Consider the following 20,841-nt stretch of genomic DNA (forward strand, 5'->3'; position numbering starts at 1 on the left):
GGGCGTGGACGGCCCCACCCGCCAGGCCCGTGCTTCGCCGGGGCGATCCTGCCACCGGCGCCCACGGACTCCCTCGCCGCCGGGTGGCCCCGGTACCGACTCGTCCGGTCGTATGTGGTCGAGCGCGGTCGCCGCGCCGGGCCGTCGCGGCCGTCCCGGTTCGGGGAGGTCGCGACGCCCGGCGCGGCGGTCGGCTGCGGGTGGTCGGCTGTGGGTGGTCGGCTGTGGGTGGTCAGCGCTTCACGGTGACGACCGAGACCGAGTGGGAGCCGGTGTTGGTGACGTAGATGTAGTCACCGTTCGGGCCCGCGTCGGTCCAGCGGGGGTCGTCGCCCACGGCGACGTCGCCGAGGACGCAGTTGGTGCGGGTGTCGAAGATGGACACGGTGTCGGAGCCGGAGTTTGCGACGTAGGCGATGGGGCCACGGCGGTGGAGGTTGATGCCGCGTGGGTTGGTGCCGACGGTGATGGTGTCGGTGACGGTCCGCGTGCGGGTGTCGATGACCGAGACCGTCCCGCCGATGGTGTTGGAGACGTAGAGGGTCCGGCCGTTCGGCGTGACGAAGGCGCCGCGGGGTTCGTCGCCGACCGTGATGGTCGCGGCGACCTTCTGGCTTCGGGTGTCGATGACCGACACGTCGTCGGAGTCGGAGTTGGCCGAGTAGGCGAAGCGGCCGTCCGGGGTGAAGGCGATGCCACGGGGCGACTTGCCGACGGGGATGGACGCGGTCACGGTGTGGGTCTTGGTCTCGATGACGGTGATCTCACCGGATCCCGTGCTGCTGACGTAGGCGTGGCGGCCGCCGGGGGCGAGGGCGACCCAGCGGGGGGCGTCGCCGACCGCGACGGTCTTGACCACCTTCCGGGTGCGGGTGTCGATGACCGACAGGTCGTCGGAGTCACGGTTGGGGATGTAGGCGTACGCGCCGTCGCGCACGAACGCGACACCGTAGGGGAACGTCCCGACGTCGATGGTGGCGATCGCCCTCCGCTCCTCCACGTCGACGACCGAGACGGTGTTGGATCCGGCGTTGGCGACGTAGGCGGTCTCGTAGTCGGGATCGAACGCCACCGCGCGAGGGTTGAGGCCGACGGCGATGGTGGCCAGCACGACCGGCTTGTAGGACGGACGGGTCACCGTGGCGCCGTGACCGTCGACGCGATCCGCGTGGGCGGCGGGGACGGTCAGGGGGCTCGTCGTACAGAGCGCGGCGCCGGCCAGGAGGGCGAGCGAGGCGAGACGCGTTTTCCAGTCACGGTTGCGGGAGGACATCGCGGTTTCTTTCCTTTCGGTAGCCGGGCGGACTCCTGTCGAATTCACCGGATGGACGTGCTTCTCGGTTCAGGGTCCGGCGGGGCGGCGGGTGCGCGTCGTCGAAGGGATTCGGCGTAGAGGACGGACATGAGGATCAGGGCGACCGGCAGCACGTAGTCGCCGTCGCGTTCCACGAACTGGAACCATTCCTGCCCGACGAGAGGTCGTAGCAGTTCGGTGAAAAGTTTCCAACCGAGGACGAAGAGCAGCAGGGCCCGTCCGGGCGCGAAGAGAACGGCCAGTCCGAGAATGATCTCGAAAGTGCCGAACACCACCATGAGATTCGCGGAATCGACCGTGGAACGGGTGATGCCGAAGAAGTCGAAGAAGTCGTACCAGTAGGGCTTGTTCTCGAACGCCCCGAATCCGCCGTGGCCGATGAGCAGGAGGGCCAGGCCGCCGCGGGCGGCCCAGTGCGCCGCGTCGAGGGTGCGGTCGGTCACGGCGGTGGGCGCGTCGGCGCGCTGGAGCCAGCCGCGGACGGACCAGCCGCCCAGCCCGACGAGGATCAGCATGGCGGCGGGCATCCCGTAGTTGCCGCCGCGCTCCAGGAACTCCCACCAGCCCTCGCCGACGGTGGGGCGCAGCAGCGCGGTGAACACTCCCCACACGGTGGCGTGCAGGAGCAGGATCCTGGCCGGCCAGAACAGGACGAGCAGTCCCACGGTGATGTCGATGGTGCCGGTGATGTAGAACATGTAGTCGAGCGCGAAGTCGGCGGAGATGCCGAACAGGTCGTAGTAGGGCAGCCAGGCCCGCGAGCGACTCAGGCCCGCCCACCCGTGTCCTATGTATTCCACGGCCACTCCGACCCGCAGCAGCCAGTACAGCTTGGTCAGGGTCGGAGCCTGGACCATGGTGTCCCACCGGCCCGCCCATTCCGTCCGCGAGATCTGACTCATCACGAAAACCGCCAATCACGGTCGATGTGTTCGGACAACGCGAAGGTAGACCCGGACGCCCCCAAAAGAAAGGGCAATGCCTGCCAATGCCAAAAGTCATGAATGGCGGTGCAATCGGGCAGGCGAAATACATCTCTCGATAAAACGATCAGCGGAAGCGGCCATTTCCATATTGTTCGGGGCAGCAGGAAATGGCGTGTTGGCGCGGCGGCCGGGCATCGGGCCGGGCCGCGGGTCACGCCGATCGCGTGAGGCGCCCCGCGTCAGGGTCCCGGCGGGGCGTGAAGGTCATGAGAACGGCGAAGGAGCGTTCGTCTCGCCGGACGGTGCGGGCCAGGGGACCGCGGCGCTCGCGTCAGCGCGGCGGGATCACCCTGAACCGGGCACGACGATGGCGGGGCGGATCGTCAGGCATGAGAGCCTCCGGGGCGGGGAGCTGGCCGTCGGACGGCGGCCTTGACGCATGAAAACACATCAACGAGGATTGACTCAATGGCGATTGACCCATCATCGCTTCGGGGGCGGGCCGCCGCGCATCACGCGCTGGGCGATCCGGCACGGCTGGCGATAGTCGAGGCACTGATGATCGGCGACGTGGCTCCGGGGGAGCTCGGCCGCACCCTCGGCATGCCGTCCAACCTGCTGGCCCACCATCTGGGCGTGCTCCAGGACGCGGGCCTCGTCGGGCGGACGCGCTCGGAGGCCGACCGGCGCCGCACCTATGTGCGGCTGATCCCCGCCGCGCTGCGGGCGCTGAATCCCATCGCGCCGCTGACGGTTCCGCGGGTGGTCTTCGTCTGCACCCGCAACGGGGCCCGCTCGCCGCTCGCCGCCGCCCTTTGGGCGGACCGTTCCACGATCCCGGTCGCGTCCGCGGGCATCGATCCCGCGCCGCGCGTCCACCCCCGTGCCGTCAGCACCGCCCACCGGCACGGGCTGCGGCTGCAGAGCCACGACACCGCGCATGTCGACGATGTGCTGACTCCCACGGACCTGCTGGTCGCCGTGTGCGACAACGCCTACCGGCACCTCGGCCCCGCGCCCCGCCGCGCGCACTGGTCGGTGCCGGATCCGGGGCCCGTCGACACCGAGGAGATCTTCGAGGAGGTCTTCGGGCAACTCGCCGAGCGCATCGAGTGGCTCTCCTCCATCACCACCCCGCCGGGGTCCGGCACCGCGGTCTGATCGGACCGTTCCGCGGGGGCGGCGCACCTGCCGGAAGTCGGGCGTCGCGGCTGTGAACTCCTGACGAACGGCAGGGGGGACGGCTGGCGTTGGAACGATGCGACGGCCGTCTCCGCGCGCCTAGTTTCGTTCTCGCCAAGTCGGACGATCGGGCGGGAGAACCCGAGTGATCACTTTGCGGGGACTGACGAAACGGTTCGGGGACAAGACCGCGGTGGACGGGGTGACGGTGGAGGTGGCGGCGGGAAAGGTCACCGGGTTCCTCGGTCCGAACGGCGCCGGGAAGTCCACGACCATGCGCATGATCGTCGGGCTGGATCGTCCGACGGCGGGTGAGGCGCTGGTCGGTGGGCGCCGGTACCTGGGGTTGCCGCGTCCGCTGCGCGAGGTCGGGGCGCTGCTCGACGCGGGCTTCGTGCATCCCGGCCGCTCGGCGCGGGCGCATCTGCTGGCGATGGCGCGCAGCAACGGGATACCCCGGCCGCGGGTGGACGAGGTGCTGGGGATCGTCGGACTCGAGTCGGTCGCGGGCAAGCGCGTCGGCTCGTTCTCGCTGGGCATGCGGCAACGGCTGGGCATCGCCGGGGCCCTGCTCGGCGATCCGGCGGTGTTGATGTTCGACGAGCCGGTGAACGGGCTCGACCCGGACGGGGTGCTGTGGGTCCGGCGGCTGATGCGGGGCCTGGCCGCCGAGGGCCGCACGGTGTTCGTGTCGTCGCATCTCATGAGCGAGATGCAGTTGACGGCGGACCGGCTCGTCGTCCTCGGCCGCGGCCGCGTGCTCGCGGACGCGTCGATCCGGGACGTGATCGCCCGTGGCTCCGGCGACGGCGTCCGCGTGCGCAGCCCCCGCGCGTCCGAGCTGGCGGCACGGCTCGCCGCGGTCGGCGCCGCGGTGCGACGCACGACCGACGAAGAACTGCAGGTCACGGGACTGTCCGTGGAACGGGTCGGCCTGATGGCCCATGAGATCTCGGTCCCGGTGCTCGAACTGAGCGCCGTGACGGCGTCCCTGGAGGAGGCGTACATGAACCTGACGGGAGCGAGCGTGGAGTACGGCACCGCAACGGCGGAGGCGCAACGATGATCACAGGTGTCGAACCGCCGGGCGTCGGGACCGGCCGCCTGCCGGGCGCCCCGTCCGGCGGGGGCCTTCCCGGCGCGCTGGCCGCGGAGTGGACGAAGCTGTGGTCGCTGCGTTCCACCTGGTGGGGCCTGTTCGGCGCGGGCCTGCTGATGGGGCTGGTCTCCCTGATCATGGCCGAGGCAACGGTGGGCAACAACAAGGACCCGGGCCCGGAGGGGCCGCCCGGAGTGGTCTCGGTCAGCGACATCGCCACCGGTGCGGTGGAGACGGTCCAGTTCGTGGTGCTCGCCTTGGCCCTCCTGATGGTCACCGGCGAGTACGCGACCGGAAGCATCCGGGCCACGCTCCAGTGGGTGCCGCCCCGGGGCCGGATGCTGCTGTCGAAGGCGGCCGTCGCGGTGGCGGTCGTCTTCCCGACCGCGGTGCTCCTCACCCTGATCGGCTCGGTGGTCGCGTGGTTCCGGCTCGACCGGTGGGGAAACGTGGACGCCGGTGACCTCGTGCACGACGCGTTGACGATCGGCCTGTACCTGTCGCTGATGAGCGTGCTCGTCATGGGCGTCGGCGCAATGCTCCGCAGCACCGCGGCGACGTTGACGACCGCGTTCATCTTCGTCCTGGTACTCCCGGTCACGCTGGCGAACACCGGGGTGGACCTGCTCAAGGACGTCGCGGACGGCCTGCCGAGCAGCGCGGGCCGCTACCTGATGAACGGCGACGGCCCCTATCCGGTGGCCGCCGCCCTGGCGATCCTCGCGGTCTGGACGGTGGCGGCGGTGTGGGGCGGAATCACCGTCCTCCGCCAACGCGACGCCTGACCGCCGTTCCGCCTCCAGATGGCGCGCCAGAAAACCGAGTGCGCGACCCGGCGCCCGCGAGGTACAACGCCAGGGTGAACGAGGAACGCTTACTCGGTGGCAGGCACGTGGGCGGGGTCCGCGTCGGCGACACCGTTCACCGACCGGCGAACCCGTGGACGCGCACCGTGCACGCGGTTCTGCGGCATCTGGAGGCGGCCGGGTTCGACGGCGCCCCCCGGGTCCTGGGCTTCGACGATCAGGGCCGTGAGGTCCTGACGTTCCTGCACGGTGACACCATCGGCGAACGCCATCCCTGGCCGCCGTGGCCGCATTCGACGACGGCGCTGCGCCAGGTCGCCGCGTGGATGCGGCGATTGCACGACATCACGGCGGCCTTCGTCCCACCCGGCGACGCGACCTGGTTCGCCGGGACCTGGCGGCCCGGCCTGGTCATCGGCCATCACGACGCCTCGCCGTACAACGCGGTCTGGCGAGACGACGATCTCGTCGGATTCGTCGATTGGGACACCGCCGCGCCCTCGTCGCGCGAGTTCGACCTGGCCCATCTGGCGCTGACCTGGGTGCCGCTGCAGGCCCGGCACGTTGCCGAGTTCCAGGGGTTCACCGCGTTCGAGGACCGGTCGCGGCGGCTGCATCTCCTGCTGGACGCCTACGGTTACGACGGCGACCGCGGCGCGTTCGCGGACGTCATCGTCGACCGGGCCCTTCGGCAGGCGGCCATCATCCGCAGAATGGTGGACGGCGGCCAGGCGTCTCTCCAGCCCTTCGCCGAGCAACTGGAGCAGGCGGCGACCGAAATCCGGGCTCTTCCCACGTCATTCTGGCGGGTTTGAACTAGCAGGCCTGCGCTCTGCGTTCGAGCCGCTGAGCGAGGATGGCCCCCTCCCAGTCCTCATTGCCGATGGCCGACTTGATGCGTCCGGTCTGAACGAAACCAGCCCGCTCGTAGTAACGGACGAGGCCCTGGTCGCCGCCCGCCCAGCATTCGAGCCTGAGCAGGCCGATTCCCTGCTCGGCGGCCTCGGCACGGGCATGGTCCAACAACGCCGCGCCGATTCCCAACCCCGCGCACCGCCGGTCGATGACAAGGGCTTCCAGGAAAAGCTCCGGCTCCTCCACGGGAGGGATGAACCGCGGAGCGGGCCCCAGCCGCATGGCGCCGACGAGAGCGTCCCCGCGCTCGGCGACGCGCATCTCCCCGGAATCGGCGAACCGCTGAACCCGCGCGACATGCCTCGGGTTCCCCGACCACGGCTCCGTCCCCCACTGCCCCGACCGACCGGTGGCGGCGAGCCATTCGACCGCCCCGTCGTAGAGCGCCACAACCGCCGGAACGTCCTCCGGCTTCCCTATCCGGATGCGCACCTCTACCTCCGTCATCCGCACCGCCATTCCCGCAATCGAAACCTCCGCCAGACCCTAGCGGGGCGCCGGGAGCCGCCTATGAGCGCCCCCTCAATTCTCCGCCACCCCAGGCACGCACCACCAGATCACCCACCCGCACACGGCTGTCAACGAGGTCGACGACTTTGTCCCTCCCGCGAACTCCCCAGTTCCACGGCACCAGCACACGCCCCCACGCCTCCGCTCCGAGCGCGGCAACTCAATCCCGCAGTCTTCTCAACGAATCAGGCATCCCAATTCCTAGGAACAAGCAGGCCGAAAGCGATATGCGGAACACGATTCACATCCCCGGGACGACCGATGCGACAGGCAAGGTATGCTGTACCCCAGCCCAGATGACGTCCCGAAAGTGAGCCAATGAGAAGCCAGTTATCCAGAATTCTTCGCACAGTGGCAGGTGTAGTTGTATGCGCAGCGGGTCTTGCATTCTCGTACATCCCAGCAGCCATGTCAGGAATGTATCTAGAGAAGGATGAATCCGGATATGATCGCATTGTTTCCAGCCCATACACTATTTGGGGATATCTGGTCTCCGGTTTTATCGGAGTCACGGCCGTCACCTTGTATCGCACGCTAACAGGGCGCCATATCGCATCGCCGTGGCTTGCTTGTGGGCTGATCATTCCTCTTGCAATGTTCACACTTCTGCTCTTTACGCCAGCATGAACGTGCACCAGCCGCAACACGCTCATTAGGGCGAGCCGGAAGTACAGAGTCGGGCGGGGTGGCGGGCCGCTTCAACGGCCCGCCACCCCGCCCTAGCACCCTACTTGATTATCTGGTATTGGTACCTTTCCATTCCACAGAAGGAGCCGCCGAGCACCGCTAGACAGATGGGGTGCAGCGCTTCCTTGTAATGCACCCGCTCGGCACCATAGTGCTTCCAGTCAGTGCCGTTTGTGTACCAGTCCTCTTGAAAGATCTCGTGGTGCGGCATCTTCGTGTGTGAACCGTAGAACCAGCGCTCACCGTTCTTGTAGAGTTCCTGCCAACTCGTGTAGGCGATCGAGCTGATCGGGCAGAACGGGTTTCCGACATCGTGCCTGATGTACAGACGGGCGAAATTTCCGTCCATCTTCACGAGCTCGATGTCAAAGTCCTCGTCGCTGGCCGTCTTCGCTTCGGGATTCGGGCGCAGACGGTGCGTTGCGTGGACGTCCTTGTAGCGCTCGGCGATTTTCTTGTCCCAGTCGTATTTGATGGCAGCGCGTGTACGGTACTTGCCGGAATTGAAGGCGGATCCTCGCCCGTCTCCGGCGAACACCTGCTTGGCCAGAGAGCCGCACGCCAGCGCCTCGCCGGGTTGAACCTCGATTTCATTGGGGCTGATCCAGGTCTCGTACGTGACCCAGGTCGAGTTCTTCCACCAGTCGGCCTGGGACGGGCCCTGTTCCCAGGGCTGCGAGGTCGCGGACCTCTTGGGAGCGGGAAGACCAGCCAGACTGGCGATCTTGCTGGTCCCGATGGCGGGCGGCGTGATCTCCACCGTGGTGGAGTAGGCGTCCCCGGGACCGTCACCGCGCCGAGGCGCGGTCTTCCAGTCGAGGCGGTCATCTCATGGAAGGACGCAACCGCACCCTGGACGCCGTCAACAGCGTTCACCACGTCATGGGAGCCCACACACTCAGCCACAACGACCACACCATCGGCATCGAGAACGAGGGCACCTATATGACCGAGGAGCCCACCAGTGCGTTGTGGGAGCAACTCGTCGCGACATGCTCCTGGCTGTGCGACACCTACCGTCTTGACCCGCACACGGCGATCGTCGGGCACCGCGACTACAACACCACCGCGTGTCCAGGCGACACCCTGTACGCGCTGCTGCCCGAATTGCGCAACCAGGTCGCCGACACCCTGGGCCGACCACGCATCGCGAAGCGCTCCCCCACCGCGAGGAGCGGGCTCCCCGGACCGCGCCGCACCTTCGACCACGGACCGGCCGTGGGCCCCCGGGACCGCACCCGGTAACCGAGGCCCGACCCATCCGGCGAGCGCCTTCCCGGTCGAAATCGCCTGCGTGGCGTCCGAACGCGGCTGGTGGGACTCCCACGAAGACGCCGTGGGCCCCAGGCAACGCGTCCACGCTGACCTGGAGTCCGGCGCAGCCACCGTCCGCGGCTACAACCAGATGTCGATCCCGGACTCGTGCAGACGCCCAAGTTCTCTCAGGCGCTCATCGATCTGGACGTCGCGTGACGGCACTGGCCTCGTCCTTGACTTCACTTCGCATGAGTGGGCCGCATTCACGCAGGGCGTGCGCGGATCGGATTGAGGGCCGGGCGCCTGTCGCCGGAAGCCACGCGATCGTGGCGAGGAGGACGATCGCGCCTGCGAACAGGCCCGAGGCCGCGCCGACCAGTGCGCGTGCGAACCCGGAACGCGTGCGGGAAAACACGACGCTGCCGACCGTGGTACCTGATCCGACCCATGAGCAGAAGGTACGTCGGCTCGGGACGACTACGCGTGTTCATCGACGCTCCGCTTCACAGCGGCAAATGTCAACGCCGCCAGAAAAAGCGTTCAATGTTGAACCTGATTGGAACCGGTGTTTTGGTGGATTTCCCGGCCGCGCGGCTCCTGTGGGCGCGGCCATGGCCCGATCCTTCGCCGCGAGGTCCCGTCATGATGGACACCAGAGCAAGGGCGGCCGTGACGCTGGGCGCCGCCCTGATGCCGCCCGTTCTCAGCCGGCCGTCCGCGCCCGCGGCCCCAGCGCGCGACGGACTCGACATCAAGATCGCGACGCTCAACGGCTCCGGATCTCGGCCCGAATCAGTAACGGTCGAGGTCGGTATCGACAGCTCGAATACCTCTGACACGCGTCCAAGGCGAACCAATTGGAGAGGTCAGGCCCATGGGGGGAATCGAGATCCAGGTGAACGTCGCTATGGTCGGCGTTCTGGGCCTGGCCGTCCTGGTGGCGGCACCGGTGTTCGCGGCTTCCGCGCGTGGTGCGCCCGAGATCGAGATCAGTCATGTGAACGGCTCGGGGTGCCCGGACGGATCGGCGACGGTCGAGGCCGATGCGGACGGATTCGTCGTCAGATACAGCGCCTACGCGGTCAGGATCGGTGGCGATGCCAGGCCGTCGGATGCCCGGCGGAACTGCCGGCTCGGTCTGAAGGTTACGCCTCCGGAGGGGCTCACCTACGCGGTCGCCGGGTCTGATCATCGCGGCTTCATGCAGTTGGAATCCGGGGTGAGGGCCATCTTCAGGTCAGCGCATCACTACGGCAACCATTCGGATCGCCACCCGCTCCGGCGCGACATCAAGGGGCCCGGGCACGAAGACTGGGTGATCACCGAGACGCGCGACGAAACTCAGTTCTTCTGGGTGCCGTGCGGCGAGAAGTGGGGCCTGATCCTCAGTACCGAACTGGCCTTGTCCACCTCTAACACGTCCAAGGCGAGTGTCATGGACATGAACTCCGGCCTTGGCAGCGCCTACCGTTTCGCATGGAGAACCTGTCCGTGACGGGTCATCGAGGCAAGTGACCGCCTTTCCGGTGGCCGGTGATCTGGCGCTCATGCACCGTCCGGAACGGGGTGCCGACTGGGTGCTGGTGCTGGCCGCGTACGGCGTGTACACGGCCGCGGTGCGGCTGCCGTCGCCCGCCGTCGCGGGGCTGGCGGTGGTCCTGGGGCTCGTCGAGGGCGCGGGCTCGACCATGGTGACGCCCTTGAAGGGCATGCCGGCGGTCGCGCTGTTCGAGCTGGCGGTGCGCCGCCCGGCGCGGGAGTCGCTCGCCGGAGCGGCGGCGTTCGCGTTGGCGGTCGCCTGCGGATGGATCGGTGAGCCGCCCGGGACGGTGCCGCCCGCGCTGTTCCGGGTCGCGGTCTTCCTCACCGTCCTGCTACTCGCGGGCGCCTACATCCGTTCCGTGCGGGCGGCGGCGCGGGCCGCGCGGGAGCGGGCCACCGCCGAGGCGCGCGCGGCCCGCACCGCCGAGCGCACCGCGATCGCCCGGGAGCTGCACGACCTGGTCGCCCATCGCGTGTCGTCGATGGTCCTGCGCGTCGGCGTGGCCCGGCACGTCCTTCCGGACTCCGCGCCCGAGGTCGGCGAGGTGCTGGACGATCTGCACGCCACGGGCACCGCGGCGCTGGACGATCTCGGCCATCTGGTGGCGGTGCTGCGGGACCCGGCCACGGCGCGCGGGGAGCCGCCGCCGATCGAGCCGGAAGCGCTGCCCGCCGCCCTGGCACGGGTGGTCGAGCGGTGGCGGTCCGCGGGCATGGCGGCGGAGGCGTCGATCGACCCGGCGGTGGCGCGGCTGGACTCCGTCCCTGCGGCTCGTCTAGGAGGGGCTCGCCAACGTCGCCAAGCACGCCGGGCCGGCGCGACGGTCCACCTGGTCATCCAGGACGACGGGCACGGCGCGCCCGGTGACCCCGGCCACGGTCTCACCGGGATGCGTGAACGGGTGGACCTGCTCGGCGGCACCTTCGAGGCGGGCCCGACCGGATCCGGGTGGAGGCTGGCGGCCGAGCTTCCCCTGCCCGTGACGGCGCCGCCGTGATCGGCGTCTTGGTCGCCGACGACCAGCAGCTCGTGCGGATGGGGCTGCGCATGCTCTTCGAGTCGGCCGGCGACGTGCGGGTCGTCGGTGAGGCGGCCGACGGCGTGGAGGCGGTGGCGCTGACCGGACGGCTCGGCCCCGACGTGGTCCTCATGGACCTGCGGATGCCGGGCCTGGACGGCGCCGCCGCCACCGAGCGCATCGTGGCGGCGTGCCCGTCCACGCGGGTGCCGCCGTTGACGACGTTCGGCGACGACGACCACCTGTATCCGGCGCTCGCCGCCGGGGACTGCGGTTTTCTCCTGAAGAGCGCGCCGCCGGGTGACCTGCTCGACGCCGTGCGCCGGGCCGCCGCGGGCGGTACAACGTTCAGCCAGGAGGTGCTCGGACGCCTCGTCGGACGGGCGGTGAGCGTCCGGGCGGTGGCCGACCCGGGCGACCTCACCCCACGCGAGCGAGAGGTCCTGGCGCTGGTCGCGGCCGGGCTGCCCAACCAGGAGATCGCCGCGCGGCTGCACGTCGGGGTGACGACGGTGAAGACGCATGTCGCCGCGCTGCCGGCCAAGACCGACTGTTCGAACCGGGTCCGGCTGGCCGTGTTCGCCGTGCGCGCGGGCCTGGCGTCCGGCTGACCGGCCCGTGGGCCTCACGGGGAGGCTGGGATCTTCTCCTCGTGGGACGCCCTGATCTTCGCCACCGTGTCGCGGAGCAGACCGGGTGCCAGGCGGCGGTGGACGGCGGACATCGCGGGCCACAGGAGACGGCCGAGGAGACGGTCGTAACGCAGGAAGGTGATGAGCGACACCCGGCCGTCCGCGGTTCGGACGACCAGGTCGGCGCGCACGAACCAGGACGCGGCCTCCAGCCGGATCCAACCGTCGCCCCGTTCGGCGATGCGCCATCCGGCCACGGTCTTCGGTGACCGGCCACGGGCGAGGCGCAGGCCGAGCAGGCCGCGCCAGATCAGCCGCTCCCCCGCGTTGGGGACGTCGCCGAACATCGCTCGTGCCCACTGTTCGGGTGTCGCGTCCAGGGTGGTGGGGACGGTGAACATGTCGGCGTAGTCGGCGTCCGGCATCGAGCCGAGCGCATGGAGATCCGGCGGGACGTCCCGGGTCCCCTCGACGGCGGCCGGGGCGGTGCCGTGCAACGCGGCCTCCCAGCGGCGCGTCAGCGACGGGTAGACGATCAGGTGCCGGAACGGCGCGATCGCGGCCATGTACAGCCGTCCGAACAGGCCGTTGGGCTTCACGAGGACCGTCATGTGCAGTTCGTGCCCGCCGTCCGCGACCGGCGTCCAACCGAGGTGCATGACCGTGTGGACGGTCCGGTTCGCCAGTTCGAGAGCGGCTTCGTCGTCGAGTTCGTAGACGGAGGTGAGAGGGCTGCGGTCGGCCGCGGTGCCGGTGGGTCCGAAGTCCTCCGGCAGGCGGGTGCGCAACGACCGGACGCGTTTCGCGAACCCCTGCTTGTCGTCGTCCCAGCCCAGGAGGGCCCCGAGCTTCCAGCGCACCGCGAAGAGGAACCGAACCGGTAGAGGTTCGGTCTCGGGGTCATAGGCCGCCCAGATCGCGGCGAGCGCCTCGGGAAGGTCGTCCGGCCCTTCGGCGGGCGTGCGGAACGCCCACACGTCCTCCACCCGGAAATCGGGAGCGATCTCGTGGATCCGCCAGGGCCGAGCGGTATGGGCGGCTACGGGAAGCCTCATGGTCGCCATCCCCTTCTCTCCAGATATACGCTTGCGTACAACAGGAGGCTAGGCCCCGATATACGGGTGCGTATATACGTTGAGACGGTGAGGTGGGACACATCGTGGCCGCTGTTCGCACGCCGCGTGACAGATGGGTCGAGGAGGGGCTGCGGGCGCTGGCCGAGGGCGGTCCGGACGCCGTCCGCGTCGAGGCCCTCGCGAAGCGGCTCGGCGTCACCAAAGGCGGCTTCTACGGGTACTTCGCCGACCGCGAGGCGCTGCTGGAGGCGATGCTGGACGCCTGGGAGCGGGAGAGCACGGACGACGTGATCGACCGCGCGAGACGGGAGACCGACGACCCGAAGGCCATGGCCAGGATGGCGGGGGCGCTCACCTTCTCCGGTGACCGGCTGCTGCCCATCGACCTCGCCGTCCGCGACTGGGCCCGGCGGGACGAGGCGGTCGCCGAGCGGCTGCGGCGGGTGGACAACCGGCGGATGGAACTGCTGCGCGAGGTGATCGGCGGCTTCTGCGCCGACCCCGACGAGGTCGAGGCGCGCAGCGTGCTCGCCTTCTGCGCGGCGATCGGCAACCACTTCCTCGCCGCCGACCACGGCGGTCGCACCCGCGCCCAGGTCCTCGCCCGCGCCACCGACCTGCTCTTCGCCCGCGACCACTGACCCACCGACGCGGCAGGGCCCCGCTCCATCGGAGCGAGGCCCTGCGCGGCGGTTCGGGTCAGATCAGGCCGGACTTCTTGAGCCAGGACTCGGCGACCTTCTCCTGGTCCTCCTTGTCGACGACGACGCGCTTCATCATGTCGAGGAGGTCCTGGGTGGTGAGCTTGGCGGACACGGCGTTGAGCGCGGCCCGTCCCGTGGCGTTCACCGACGACTTGTGGACGAGCGGCGTGACGTTCTGGGCGCTGAAGACGTTCTTCGGGTCTTCCAGGACGACGAGCTTGTTCTGCTGGATCGTCGGGTCGGTGGTGAACAGGTCGGCGGCCTGGATCTCGTTCTCGACGAGGAGTTTCACCAGGGTGGCCTGGGCTCCGGCGTCGAAGGGCTGGAACTTCTTGAACTCGAGGCCGTAGGCGTCCTTGAGGCCGACGAGGCCCTGGCGACGGGTCTTGAACTCCGACGGGCCCGCGATGACGAGTTCCTTAGCGACCGGCTGCAGGTCGGCGATGGACTTGAGGTTGTGCTTGGCGGCCGTCTGCGCGTTGACGGTGACGGAGTCCTTGTCCTCGGCCTGCGCGGAGTTCAGGATCTCGACGGACGGCGGCAGCTTCGCCTTGAGCGCCGCGTTGATCTCCTCGGTGGTCGCGGCGGTGCTGCTCTTGTCGACGGACGTGGTCAGCAGCGCCCCGTTGTACTCGGGCATGACGCCGATGCCGCCCTTGACGACCTGGTCGTAGTAAACCTCGCGGGCGCCGATGTTGAACTTGCGGGTGACCTTGAGGTCCTTCGCCTCGAGGGCCTGGGCGTAGATCTCGCCGAGGAGGTTGCTCTCGGGGAAGTTGGCACCGCCGACGGTGATGGTGCCGCCGTCGCCGCCTCCGGCGAGCGGGTTGTCGTTGTCGCCGGAGTCCCCGCCGCAGGCGGTCAGGGTCAGGGCGGCCACGATGCCGACGACCGCGCCACGGATCAGTTTCTTCATGGTTCCTTGTCCTTCGGTCAGCAGGGGCGGGCGGTCATGAGGGGCGGGCGGAGCCGAGCAGGCCCGGTGAGACGACGAGACGGCGCAGCACCGCGAAGATCAGTTGGACGACCAGCGCGAGCCCCACCACCAGGACCGTGCCGCCGACGACGAGCTGGTAGTCGCCCGTGGCCAGGCCGTCGATGATGTAGCGGCCGAGGCCGCCGAAACCCGGATAGGCGGCGATGGTGGCGGTGGCGACGACCTGGATCGCGGACGTGCGAAGGCCGAGCAGGATCAGCGGCAGCGCCATCGGCAGTTCGGCGCGCCACAGCACGCCCCAGCCGGTCATGCCGACCCCGCGGGCGGCGTCCTTCGCGTCGGGGTCGACGCCGCGGATCCCCTCGAAGGTGTTGACGAGGATGGGCGGGACGGCCAGCGCGACGAGCGCGACCAGGACCGGCGTGATGCTGTAGTCGATGACGACGACGAACAGGACGAGCCCGAAGGTCGGGATCGCGCGGGCGACGTTGGCGAGGGTGATGGCGAGGAAGCCGCCGCGCCCGGTGTGCCCGGCGAGGAGGCCGAGCGCCAGCCCGATCACGGCGGCGCACAGCAGCGACACCCCGCTGTACCAGACGTGCTGGAGCAGGCGGTGCGGAATGCCGTCGGGACCGTGCCACTGGGCGGACGCGGTCAGCCACGTCCAGGACAGTTCGATCTGGTTCCACAGGTCGTTCACGAGGCGCCTCCGCGTGCCCGCGCCCACGGGGTGAGCAGGCGCTGGACGGTGACCAGGATCGCGTCGGTGACGAGGGCCAGCAGGACGATCAGGACGGTGGCCGCGACGATCTGCGTCTGGAACTGGAGCTGGTAGCCGCGGATGATGTCGTAGCCGAGCCCGCCCTGCCCGATCAGCTGGCCGACGGCGACGAGGCTGATGGACGACACGGCCGCGACCCGCGTCCCGGCGATGACGACCGGCACCGCGATCGGCAGCTCGACCTGCATGAGGCGGCGGAGCGTGCCGAAGCCCATGGCGGTGGCGGCCTGCCGGACGGGTTCGGACACCGACGCGAGACCGTCCACCACGTTCGGGATCAGCACCGACAGGCTGTACAGGGTGAGCGGGATCATCACGGTGGACGCGGTCAGCCCCGTGTACTGGATGAAGATCATGAACAGGGCCAGCGACGGGACCGCGTACAGGATGTTCGCGATGGTGAGCGCGGGCGGGTAGAGCCATCTCCAGCGGCGGCACAGCACGCCGAGCGGCAGCGCGATGAGCAGCCCGAACAGCACCGGGAGCAGCGCCAGCCTGAGGTGGACCAGCGCGTGTTCGGTGAGCGAGTCGCGATGGTCGGCGATCCACGCCCAGTCGATGTCCATCAGCCGTCGCTCCCGGCGCCGTGACCGGTGCCTCCGGCGCCGTTGCCGTGGGTGGGGACGGCGAGCAGGTCGCTTCCGGCGGCGGTTCCGACGACGGCGCCCGCCGCGTCGACGCCGACCGCGAGGCCGGACGGCGACAGGACGGCCGCGTCCAGCGCGACGCGCACCGAGTCGGCTCCGACGCGGAACGTGGGTCCGACCGGCGCGAGCGGCGCCTCCGCCAGGGAGCCGTCGATCTGCGCGGGCCGCGTCCAGCCGAGGGGACGGCGGTCCTCGTCGACGACGAGGATCCAGTCGAGGTCGGTGAGGTCGGCGGCGTCCGCGGACACGGAACGGACCGCGTCGTCGCTGAGCCGCAGCTCGCCCGTCCCCGCGAACGACAGCGTGCGGATGCCGCGGTTCTGGCCGATGAACTCCGCGACGAAGTCGTCGGCCGGGTGGGCGAGAAGGTTCTCCGGGGTGTCGACCTGCGCGAGCTTCCCGCCGGTCCGGAACACCGCGATCGTGTCGCCGAGTTTGATGGCCTCGTCGATGTCGTGGGTGACGAACACGATCGTCTTGTGCAGTTCGTCCTGAAGGCGGAGGAACTCGTCCTGGAGTTCGGCGCGGACGACGGGGTCGACGGCGCTGAACGGCTCGTCCATCAGCATGATCGGCGGGTCGGCGGCGAGGGCCCGCGCGACGCCGACGCGCTGCTGCTGCCCGCCGGACAGCTGGAACGGGTACCGCTTCGCCATCGAGTGGTCGAGCCCGACGCGTTCCATCAGTTCCCGGGCCCGTGCCCGCGCCTTCTTCTTGTTCCAGCGCAGCAGGTACGGGACGGTGGCGATGTTGTCCTCGATGGTGCGGTGCGGGAACAGCCCGGCGTGCTGGATGACGTAGCCGATGCCGCGCCGCAACTCGGCGGGCCTGCGCTCGCGGACGTCCCGCCCGTCGATGAGGACCCGGCCGGACGTGGGCTCCACCATCCGGTTGACGGCCCGTAGCGCCGTGGTCTTGCCGCCGCCGGACGTGCCGACGAACACGGTGATCTTTCCCGTTGGACAGTCGAGACTGACGTCGTCCAGCGCGACGGCGCCGCCCGGATAGCGCTTGGTGACGCCCGCAAAGGTGATCAAGATTCTGTCCTCGTGGGGCGTCCTTGACGCCGATGATCGACTTCGGCCTTCGCGTCAACCGTAACCAATGCGCACGGTCGACGCAGTGTCCCGGGGTATCCGGCAACTCGGACCCAAGCATAACGACCGGTAATACCGGGAAAATACCGTTGTTTACCCCCGGGTCCCTAACCGGGCCGCTCGCCGGTCGAGGCACGGACGCGCAGGGACGGCTTCCGGACGACACGGCGCTCACGTGGCCCGCCGTCGATCTCGCCGTCGATGACGTCCACGACGAGCTGGACGGCCGATTCCACGATGCCGTCGATGTCCCAGTCGACGGTGGTGAGCGGCGGGGTGAGCAGCGCCGACATGGGATGGTCGTCGTATCCGCAGACCGCGATGTCGCCGGGGACGTCGAGGCCCAGTTCGCGGGTGGCGGCGTAGACGCCGTAGGCGATGGAGTCGGCGAAGCAGAACACGGCGGTGGGACGGTTCGGACCGTCCAGCACCCGCCGCGCCACCTCGGTCGCGGCGGCGAGCGACTGTTCCGGCACGGCGACGACGTCGACCCGCAGCCCGAGCCGTTCGGCCTCGGCGTTCACGTGCACGTCGGCGGGACGGTCGGGCGTGCTGGCGCGCGTGGAGGTGAACACGGTGAGCCGCCGGTGCCCGAGGTCGCGCAGATGCTCCAGCGCGAGCGTGACGCCGCGCCGGTTGTCGAACACGACCTCGCCCTGCGCGGTGCCGCCGTTGAGGGCGTCCCCGATGGACACGACCGGCACCGTCGCGGACAGCTCCGCCCACAGCGCGGCGGACGGGTCGAGCGGCTGGACGATCAGGCCGTCCACCCGCTGGTCGCGCAGCCGCCGGGCGAGCGCCAGCTCCCGTTCGGGGTCGCCGCCCGCGTCGACGATGAGGGCGTAGCGGCCGCGGGCCAGCAGCGCGCGGCCGATGCCGACGGCGAGGGACTGCTGCCAGTAGTCCTCCAGGGAGCCGCACAGCAGGCCCACCTGGTCGGTGCGACCGCTGGCCAGCGCCCGCGCGATCGGATGCGCCTCGTAGCCGAGTTCCGCGGCCGCCGCCCGGACCCGTTCCTGGGTCTCCTCCGACGTCTGCATGCCGCGCAACGCGTACGACACGGCCGCGGGCGACAGTCCCGTCGCCTGGGCCACTTCCCGGATGGTCGCGCGCTTGCGCCTCTCCGACATCCTTCCAACCCTAGATGCCACCGCCGACAAAACGAGCGCTGACCAGGGCCGGCCAGGTGATGGCCAGGGGTGGCCCCTGGTGGATGGAGCCTCCGGTGAGCCCGACCGGGGGAGACGGGCCCACCGGAGGCGGCGGGTCCGGCCGAAGCCCGCTCACATCGGCCGGACGCCCACATCTCTCTCAGCGCACACGTCCTCCGACGTGTCACACCTGCGGGTTCTTCCGATCCAGTGGTCGGTCAGGGCGCACGTGGCGATGGCGGCGGCGAAGCAGACGCTCGCCGCCCTCAAAAGCCCCGCCTCGTAGTAGGTGTCGGTCACCAGCCGGGTGGCGACGAACCCGGCGGCGCCGCCGACGAACAGAGCGACCGCGGCCTGGACGGCGAAGAGCGCGATGCGACGCTTCGAGACACCGGCAAGGGTCTCCTGGAGCGCGCACACGGCGGCGGCCAGGCCGACGAGGAGCCCCGCCAGGCCCGCGACGACGGGTGTGCCGAAGTTCACGCCGTAGCGGATCGCCAGGGCGGGGACGAAGAAGAGCGGCAGCGCCCGGCGGAGCCCGCCCACGAGGGACGACAGCGCGATACCGGCGCCGTCACCGTTGTTCAGCCGCGGCGCCGCCCAACGCGCCGCCCCGAGGACGCACATCGCGACGGTCGCGCTGGGAAGTCGTCCGTCGAGATGCCCGAGGTTGTAGAGGAGGGCGGTGTCGTACACGGTGAGCACGAGATGACCCAGGGCCCAGACGGACACGGCGAAGAGAAGCATCTGCGGAAACGTCACCGCCGTGGGCCGCCCGTCGTGTTCCTCTTCCCGTCCGGCAAGCCAGGTGAGCAGGAGCGGTGTGGCCGCGGCCGAGCAGACCCGGATCACGATGTCGTGCACCGTGTAGGGGTTGTGCAGATCCCACTCGACCATGCAGAAGACCGCGGTGTAGGAGAACGACGCCGCCCACACCTGCCAGGAACCCGCCACTCGCCGGTACAGGTCGCGGTCCAGCCACCGGAGCACCGTCACATACGCCAGTAGGACCAGCGGGAGTTCGAGGAACGCCTGCACCCGCAGGACGGACGGCGACAACAACTCCGGCAGGGGAAAGCGGTCCGCGACGCCGCGCATGACCGAGCCGTCGGCGAGGGCGAACCATTCCTCCGGCAGATAGGTCGCTATGAACGACGGGTCGCCACCGTGCACGCGAAGCACGTATACGGTGAACAACACCTGGTTCACATAGACGAGCGCTACCACCAACAGCAGGAACGTCTCGGGACGTGCCCAAGCGCGCTTCGCCGCACGCGCACGTTCAGCGGTGCCCCGCTTCAGCCGGAGTGCGGTCGCGATGCTCAGTGCCGTCGACGCCAGAACCGCGGTGTCCACCCCGAGCCTCATGGCCGGTAAACCTAGCCAACGGCTCGGAGCGCCGTATCGGCTCCAGCGAGGCATGTAGGTGGGCCCGCATCCATGCGGCGCCCGGACGTTCCACCAGCCGGTGCACGACATAGGCGGCCACCAGGGACGCGCCCACCACCACACCGAGCGCCGTCCACCGGTCGAGCCCCGGGTACAGCGCGTCCAGCAGGGGAAGCGCGAGCTGGGAATGGACGAGGTACAGCGGATACGTGAGCGCGCCGAGGACGGTCAACCCCCGCCACCGCAGCCGGTGCAGCCTGCCCGTCGCGACGAGGGCCATCACGGCGAAGATGCCGGTGATGACCGCGCTGACCACGACCTCGTCCGCGCCCCGGAAGGCGTACTCGGCACGCCACGCGCCCCAGCGCAGCGCCATCAGGTACGCGGCGGCGACATACCCCCACAGCAGCAGCGTCGGCCCGAACCGGTGGATCAGGTAGAACGCCATGCCCGCGATGAAGTACGGGCTCCACGTCGGCACGAGCAGCACCTGGAGCAGCCTGTGGTCGGCCTCGTCGGCGAACAGCCCGCCGAACATCCAGACCGCCATGAAGACCAGGCAGGAGCGGTAGCCGACGCCGACCGCGGCGAGGACGGCGACGAGGAAGTAGAAGTGCAGCTCGACCCAGAGCGTCCAGTACACGGCGTCCACGTTCCGCAGCCCGAGCCCGCCCTGCAGCATCGTCAGGTTCGGCAGGACGAGTCCGGGAACGCCGTGCCCCTGCCGGAAGACGCCGTAGACGACCGCGCCGAGCAGCACGCTCACCCAGTACGCGGGCATCAGCCGGACCAGCCGGGACACCCCGAACTCCCCCGGCCCGCGTCCCCAGGCGCTCATCAGGATCACGAACCCGCTGATGACGAAGAACAGGTCCACGCCGAGGTACCCGAACCGGGTGACGGGCGCGATCTCGGAGAAGACGTCGGCGGACGGCTCCGGCCAGGCGCCCGCCCCGCCGAAGCCCGTGAAGTGGTACAGCACCACCGCCAGCGCGGCGAGAAAGCGCAGCAGGTCGAGTTCGCGCAGCCGTTCCCGTCGAGTCACCGCGGAACCCTCTCGGTGCCGGGTTTCGGCGCCCGAGCCGGAAGGTGAACGGCGGGTGGAGGTGAGGACGCGATTCCACGACCGGCGATTCGGGAAACGAGTTCGGCGACACCGTCGCGTACAC

General features: G+C 69.7%; 21 protein-coding genes. 9 read left to right on the plus strand and 12 right to left on the minus strand.

All coding sequences use genetic code 11. The features are described 5' to 3' along the window. Window positions 1-232: 232 nt before the first annotated feature. Together BZB76_RS21850 and BZB76_RS21855 are read right to left on the minus strand one after the other, a co-directional pair. Window positions 233-1,273: a beta-propeller fold lactonase family protein gene (locus BZB76_RS21850; protein ID WP_121436307.1), complete on the minus strand. Its 1,041-nt coding sequence runs from the start codon at window positions 1,271-1,273 to the stop codon at window positions 233-235. Window positions 1,274-1,317: 44 nt separating this feature from the next. Further along, window positions 1,318-2,217, minus strand: a complete 900-nt coding sequence (locus tag BZB76_RS21855; RefSeq protein WP_147449491.1) for a hypothetical protein — start codon at window positions 2,215-2,217, stop codon at window positions 1,318-1,320. A 492-nt stretch (window positions 2,218-2,709) separates the two neighbouring features. Between BZB76_RS21855 and BZB76_RS21860 the strand changes: the two genes are divergently transcribed. The 4 genes from BZB76_RS21860 to BZB76_RS21875 all read left to right on the plus strand — a co-directional run bounded on the left by BZB76_RS21860 (window position 2,710) and on the right by BZB76_RS21875 (window position 6,143). Then, entirely contained in the window at window positions 2,710-3,402 is a 693-nt protein-coding gene (locus BZB76_RS21860) for an arsenate reductase/protein-tyrosine-phosphatase family protein (RefSeq protein WP_121436309.1), read from the plus strand. Between the two features lie 166 nt (window positions 3,403-3,568). Beyond that, window positions 3,569-4,489, plus strand: coding sequence for an ATP-binding cassette domain-containing protein (locus tag BZB76_RS21865; protein WP_121436310.1), 921 nt, complete (start codon window positions 3,569-3,571; stop codon window positions 4,487-4,489). Further along, window positions 4,486-5,307 (plus strand): ABC transporter permease, encoded by an 822-nt coding sequence (locus BZB76_RS21870; protein WP_121436311.1) that lies wholly within the window; start codon window positions 4,486-4,488, stop codon window positions 5,305-5,307. Before BZB76_RS21865 ends, BZB76_RS21870 begins: the two co-directional genes overlap by 4 nt. Before the next feature lie 74 nt (window positions 5,308-5,381). Continuing rightward, complete coding sequence (locus BZB76_RS21875) at window positions 5,382-6,143, plus strand: phosphotransferase (protein WP_121436312.1); 762 nt, start codon at window positions 5,382-5,384, stop codon at window positions 6,141-6,143. Window position 6,144: 1 nt separating this feature from the next. Here BZB76_RS21875 and BZB76_RS21880 read toward each other — a convergent pair whose 3' ends face one another. Both BZB76_RS21880 and BZB76_RS21885 read right to left on the minus strand, forming a co-directional pair. Beyond that, window positions 6,145-6,675 (minus strand): GNAT family N-acetyltransferase, encoded by a 531-nt coding sequence (locus BZB76_RS21880; RefSeq protein WP_121436841.1) that lies wholly within the window; start codon window positions 6,673-6,675, stop codon window positions 6,145-6,147. A gap of 805 nt (window positions 6,676-7,480) precedes the next feature. Continuing rightward, on the minus strand, window positions 7,481-8,200 hold the full coding sequence (locus BZB76_RS21885; RefSeq protein WP_121436313.1) for a hypothetical protein: 720 nt from the start codon (window positions 8,198-8,200) through the stop codon (window positions 7,481-7,483). Window positions 8,201-8,271: 71 nt separating this feature from the next. On the opposite strand from BZB76_RS21885, the gene BZB76_RS21890 reads away from it, so the two are divergent. From BZB76_RS21890 to BZB76_RS21905, 4 genes are all read left to right on the plus strand, one after another. Beyond that, the gene (locus BZB76_RS21890; RefSeq protein WP_121436314.1) at window positions 8,272-8,685 is read left to right on the plus strand and encodes a peptidoglycan recognition protein family protein; all 414 of its coding nucleotides are present in this window, start codon (window positions 8,272-8,274) and stop codon (window positions 8,683-8,685) included. Between the two features lie 886 nt (window positions 8,686-9,571). Next, entirely contained in the window at window positions 9,572-10,192 is a 621-nt protein-coding gene (locus BZB76_RS21895) for a DUF4360 domain-containing protein (RefSeq protein ID WP_121436315.1), read from the plus strand. 16 nt (window positions 10,193-10,208) lie between these two features. Further along, entirely contained in the window at window positions 10,209-11,237 is a 1,029-nt protein-coding gene (locus BZB76_RS21900; RefSeq protein ID WP_121436316.1) for a sensor histidine kinase, read from the plus strand. Further along, window positions 11,234-11,869 carry a response regulator gene (locus BZB76_RS21905; protein ID WP_121436317.1) on the plus strand — a complete coding sequence of 212 codons (636 nt, stop codon included), beginning with the start codon at window positions 11,234-11,236 and terminating at the stop codon, window positions 11,867-11,869. The genes BZB76_RS21900 and BZB76_RS21905 overlap by 4 nt, the downstream gene beginning before the upstream one ends. 14 nt (window positions 11,870-11,883) lie before the next feature. Here the strand turns inward: BZB76_RS21905 and BZB76_RS21910 are convergent, their stop codons facing one another. Next, on the minus strand, window positions 11,884-12,945 hold the full coding sequence (locus tag BZB76_RS21910; protein ID WP_121436842.1) for a DUF2867 domain-containing protein: 1,062 nt from the start codon (window positions 12,943-12,945) through the stop codon (window positions 11,884-11,886). A 104-nt stretch (window positions 12,946-13,049) separates the two neighbouring features. Here BZB76_RS21910 and BZB76_RS21915 point away from each other — a divergent pair, with 104 nt between their 5' ends. Further along, the gene (locus tag BZB76_RS21915) at window positions 13,050-13,607 is read left to right on the plus strand and encodes a TetR/AcrR family transcriptional regulator (RefSeq protein WP_211343129.1); all 558 of its coding nucleotides are present in this window, start codon (window positions 13,050-13,052) and stop codon (window positions 13,605-13,607) included. Window positions 13,608-13,665: 58 nt separating this feature from the next. Here BZB76_RS21915 and BZB76_RS21920 read toward each other — a convergent pair whose 3' ends face one another. The 7 genes from BZB76_RS21920 to BZB76_RS21950 form a co-directional block, all read right to left on the minus strand. Further along, complete coding sequence (locus BZB76_RS21920; RefSeq protein WP_170180704.1) at window positions 13,666-14,586, minus strand: ABC transporter substrate-binding protein; 921 nt, start codon at window positions 14,584-14,586, stop codon at window positions 13,666-13,668. 34 nt (window positions 14,587-14,620) lie between these two features. Continuing rightward, complete coding sequence (locus BZB76_RS21925) at window positions 14,621-15,307, minus strand: ABC transporter permease (protein WP_121436844.1); 687 nt, start codon at window positions 15,305-15,307, stop codon at window positions 14,621-14,623. Beyond that, window positions 15,304-15,954 carry an ABC transporter permease gene (locus BZB76_RS21930; RefSeq protein ID WP_121436319.1) on the minus strand — a complete coding sequence of 217 codons (651 nt, stop codon included), beginning with the start codon at window positions 15,952-15,954 and terminating at the stop codon, window positions 15,304-15,306. Before BZB76_RS21930 ends, BZB76_RS21925 begins: the two co-directional genes overlap by 4 nt. Then, on the minus strand, window positions 15,954-17,072 hold the full coding sequence (locus tag BZB76_RS21935; protein ID WP_121436320.1) for an ABC transporter ATP-binding protein: 1,119 nt from the start codon (window positions 17,070-17,072) through the stop codon (window positions 15,954-15,956). The genes BZB76_RS21930 and BZB76_RS21935 overlap by 1 nt, the downstream gene beginning before the upstream one ends. 167 nt (window positions 17,073-17,239) lie before the next feature. Beyond that, window positions 17,240-18,262, minus strand: a complete 1,023-nt coding sequence (locus tag BZB76_RS21940; protein ID WP_121436321.1) for a LacI family DNA-binding transcriptional regulator — start codon at window positions 18,260-18,262, stop codon at window positions 17,240-17,242. A 153-nt stretch (window positions 18,263-18,415) separates the two neighbouring features. Then, window positions 18,416-19,651, minus strand: coding sequence for a hypothetical protein (locus tag BZB76_RS21945; protein ID WP_147449492.1), 1,236 nt, complete (start codon window positions 19,649-19,651; stop codon window positions 18,416-18,418). Continuing rightward, window positions 19,566-20,717: an acyltransferase family protein gene (locus BZB76_RS21950; RefSeq protein ID WP_170180705.1), complete on the minus strand. Its 1,152-nt coding sequence runs from the start codon at window positions 20,715-20,717 to the stop codon at window positions 19,566-19,568. Before BZB76_RS21950 ends, BZB76_RS21945 begins: the two co-directional genes overlap by 86 nt. Between the last annotated feature and the right edge of the window lie 124 nt (window positions 20,718-20,841).

Origin of the sequence: Actinomadura pelletieri DSM 43383, assembly GCF_003634705.1 — a bacterium.
Classification (GTDB): Bacteria; Actinomycetota; Actinomycetes; order Streptosporangiales; family Streptosporangiaceae; genus Spirillospora; species Spirillospora pelletieri.

What these genes read in the sequence shown, in the direction of transcription:
- BZB76_RS21850 (WP_121436307.1), bottom strand. Translation starts at nt 1,273, where the DNA reads ATGTCCTCCCGCAACCGTGACTGGAAAACGCGTCTCGCCTCGCTCGCC.
- BZB76_RS21855 (WP_147449491.1), bottom strand. Translation starts at nt 2,217, where the DNA reads ATGAGTCAGATCTCGCGGACGGAATGGGCGGGCCGGTGGGACACCATG.
- BZB76_RS21860 (WP_121436309.1), top strand. Translation starts at nt 2,710, where the DNA reads ATGGCGATTGACCCATCATCGCTTCGGGGGCGGGCCGCCGCGCATCAC.
- BZB76_RS21870 (WP_121436311.1), top strand. Translation starts at nt 4,486, where the DNA reads ATGATCACAGGTGTCGAACCGCCGGGCGTCGGGACCGGCCGCCTGCCG.
- BZB76_RS21890 (WP_121436314.1), top strand. Translation starts at nt 8,272, where the DNA reads ATGGAAGGACGCAACCGCACCCTGGACGCCGTCAACAGCGTTCACCAC.
- BZB76_RS21895 (WP_121436315.1), top strand. Translation starts at nt 9,572, where the DNA reads ATGGGGGGAATCGAGATCCAGGTGAACGTCGCTATGGTCGGCGTTCTG.
- BZB76_RS21910 (WP_121436842.1), bottom strand. Translation starts at nt 12,945, where the DNA reads ATGAGGCTTCCCGTAGCCGCCCATACCGCTCGGCCCTGGCGGATCCAC.
- BZB76_RS21920 (WP_170180704.1), bottom strand. Translation starts at nt 14,586, where the DNA reads ATGAAGAAACTGATCCGTGGCGCGGTCGTCGGCATCGTGGCCGCCCTG.
- BZB76_RS21930 (WP_121436319.1), bottom strand. Translation starts at nt 15,954, where the DNA reads ATGGACATCGACTGGGCGTGGATCGCCGACCATCGCGACTCGCTCACC.
- BZB76_RS21940 (WP_121436321.1), bottom strand. Translation starts at nt 18,262, where the DNA reads ATGTCGGAGAGGCGCAAGCGCGCGACCATCCGGGAAGTGGCCCAGGCG.
- BZB76_RS21945 (WP_147449492.1), bottom strand. Translation starts at nt 19,651, where the DNA reads ATGAGGCTCGGGGTGGACACCGCGGTTCTGGCGTCGACGGCACTGAGC.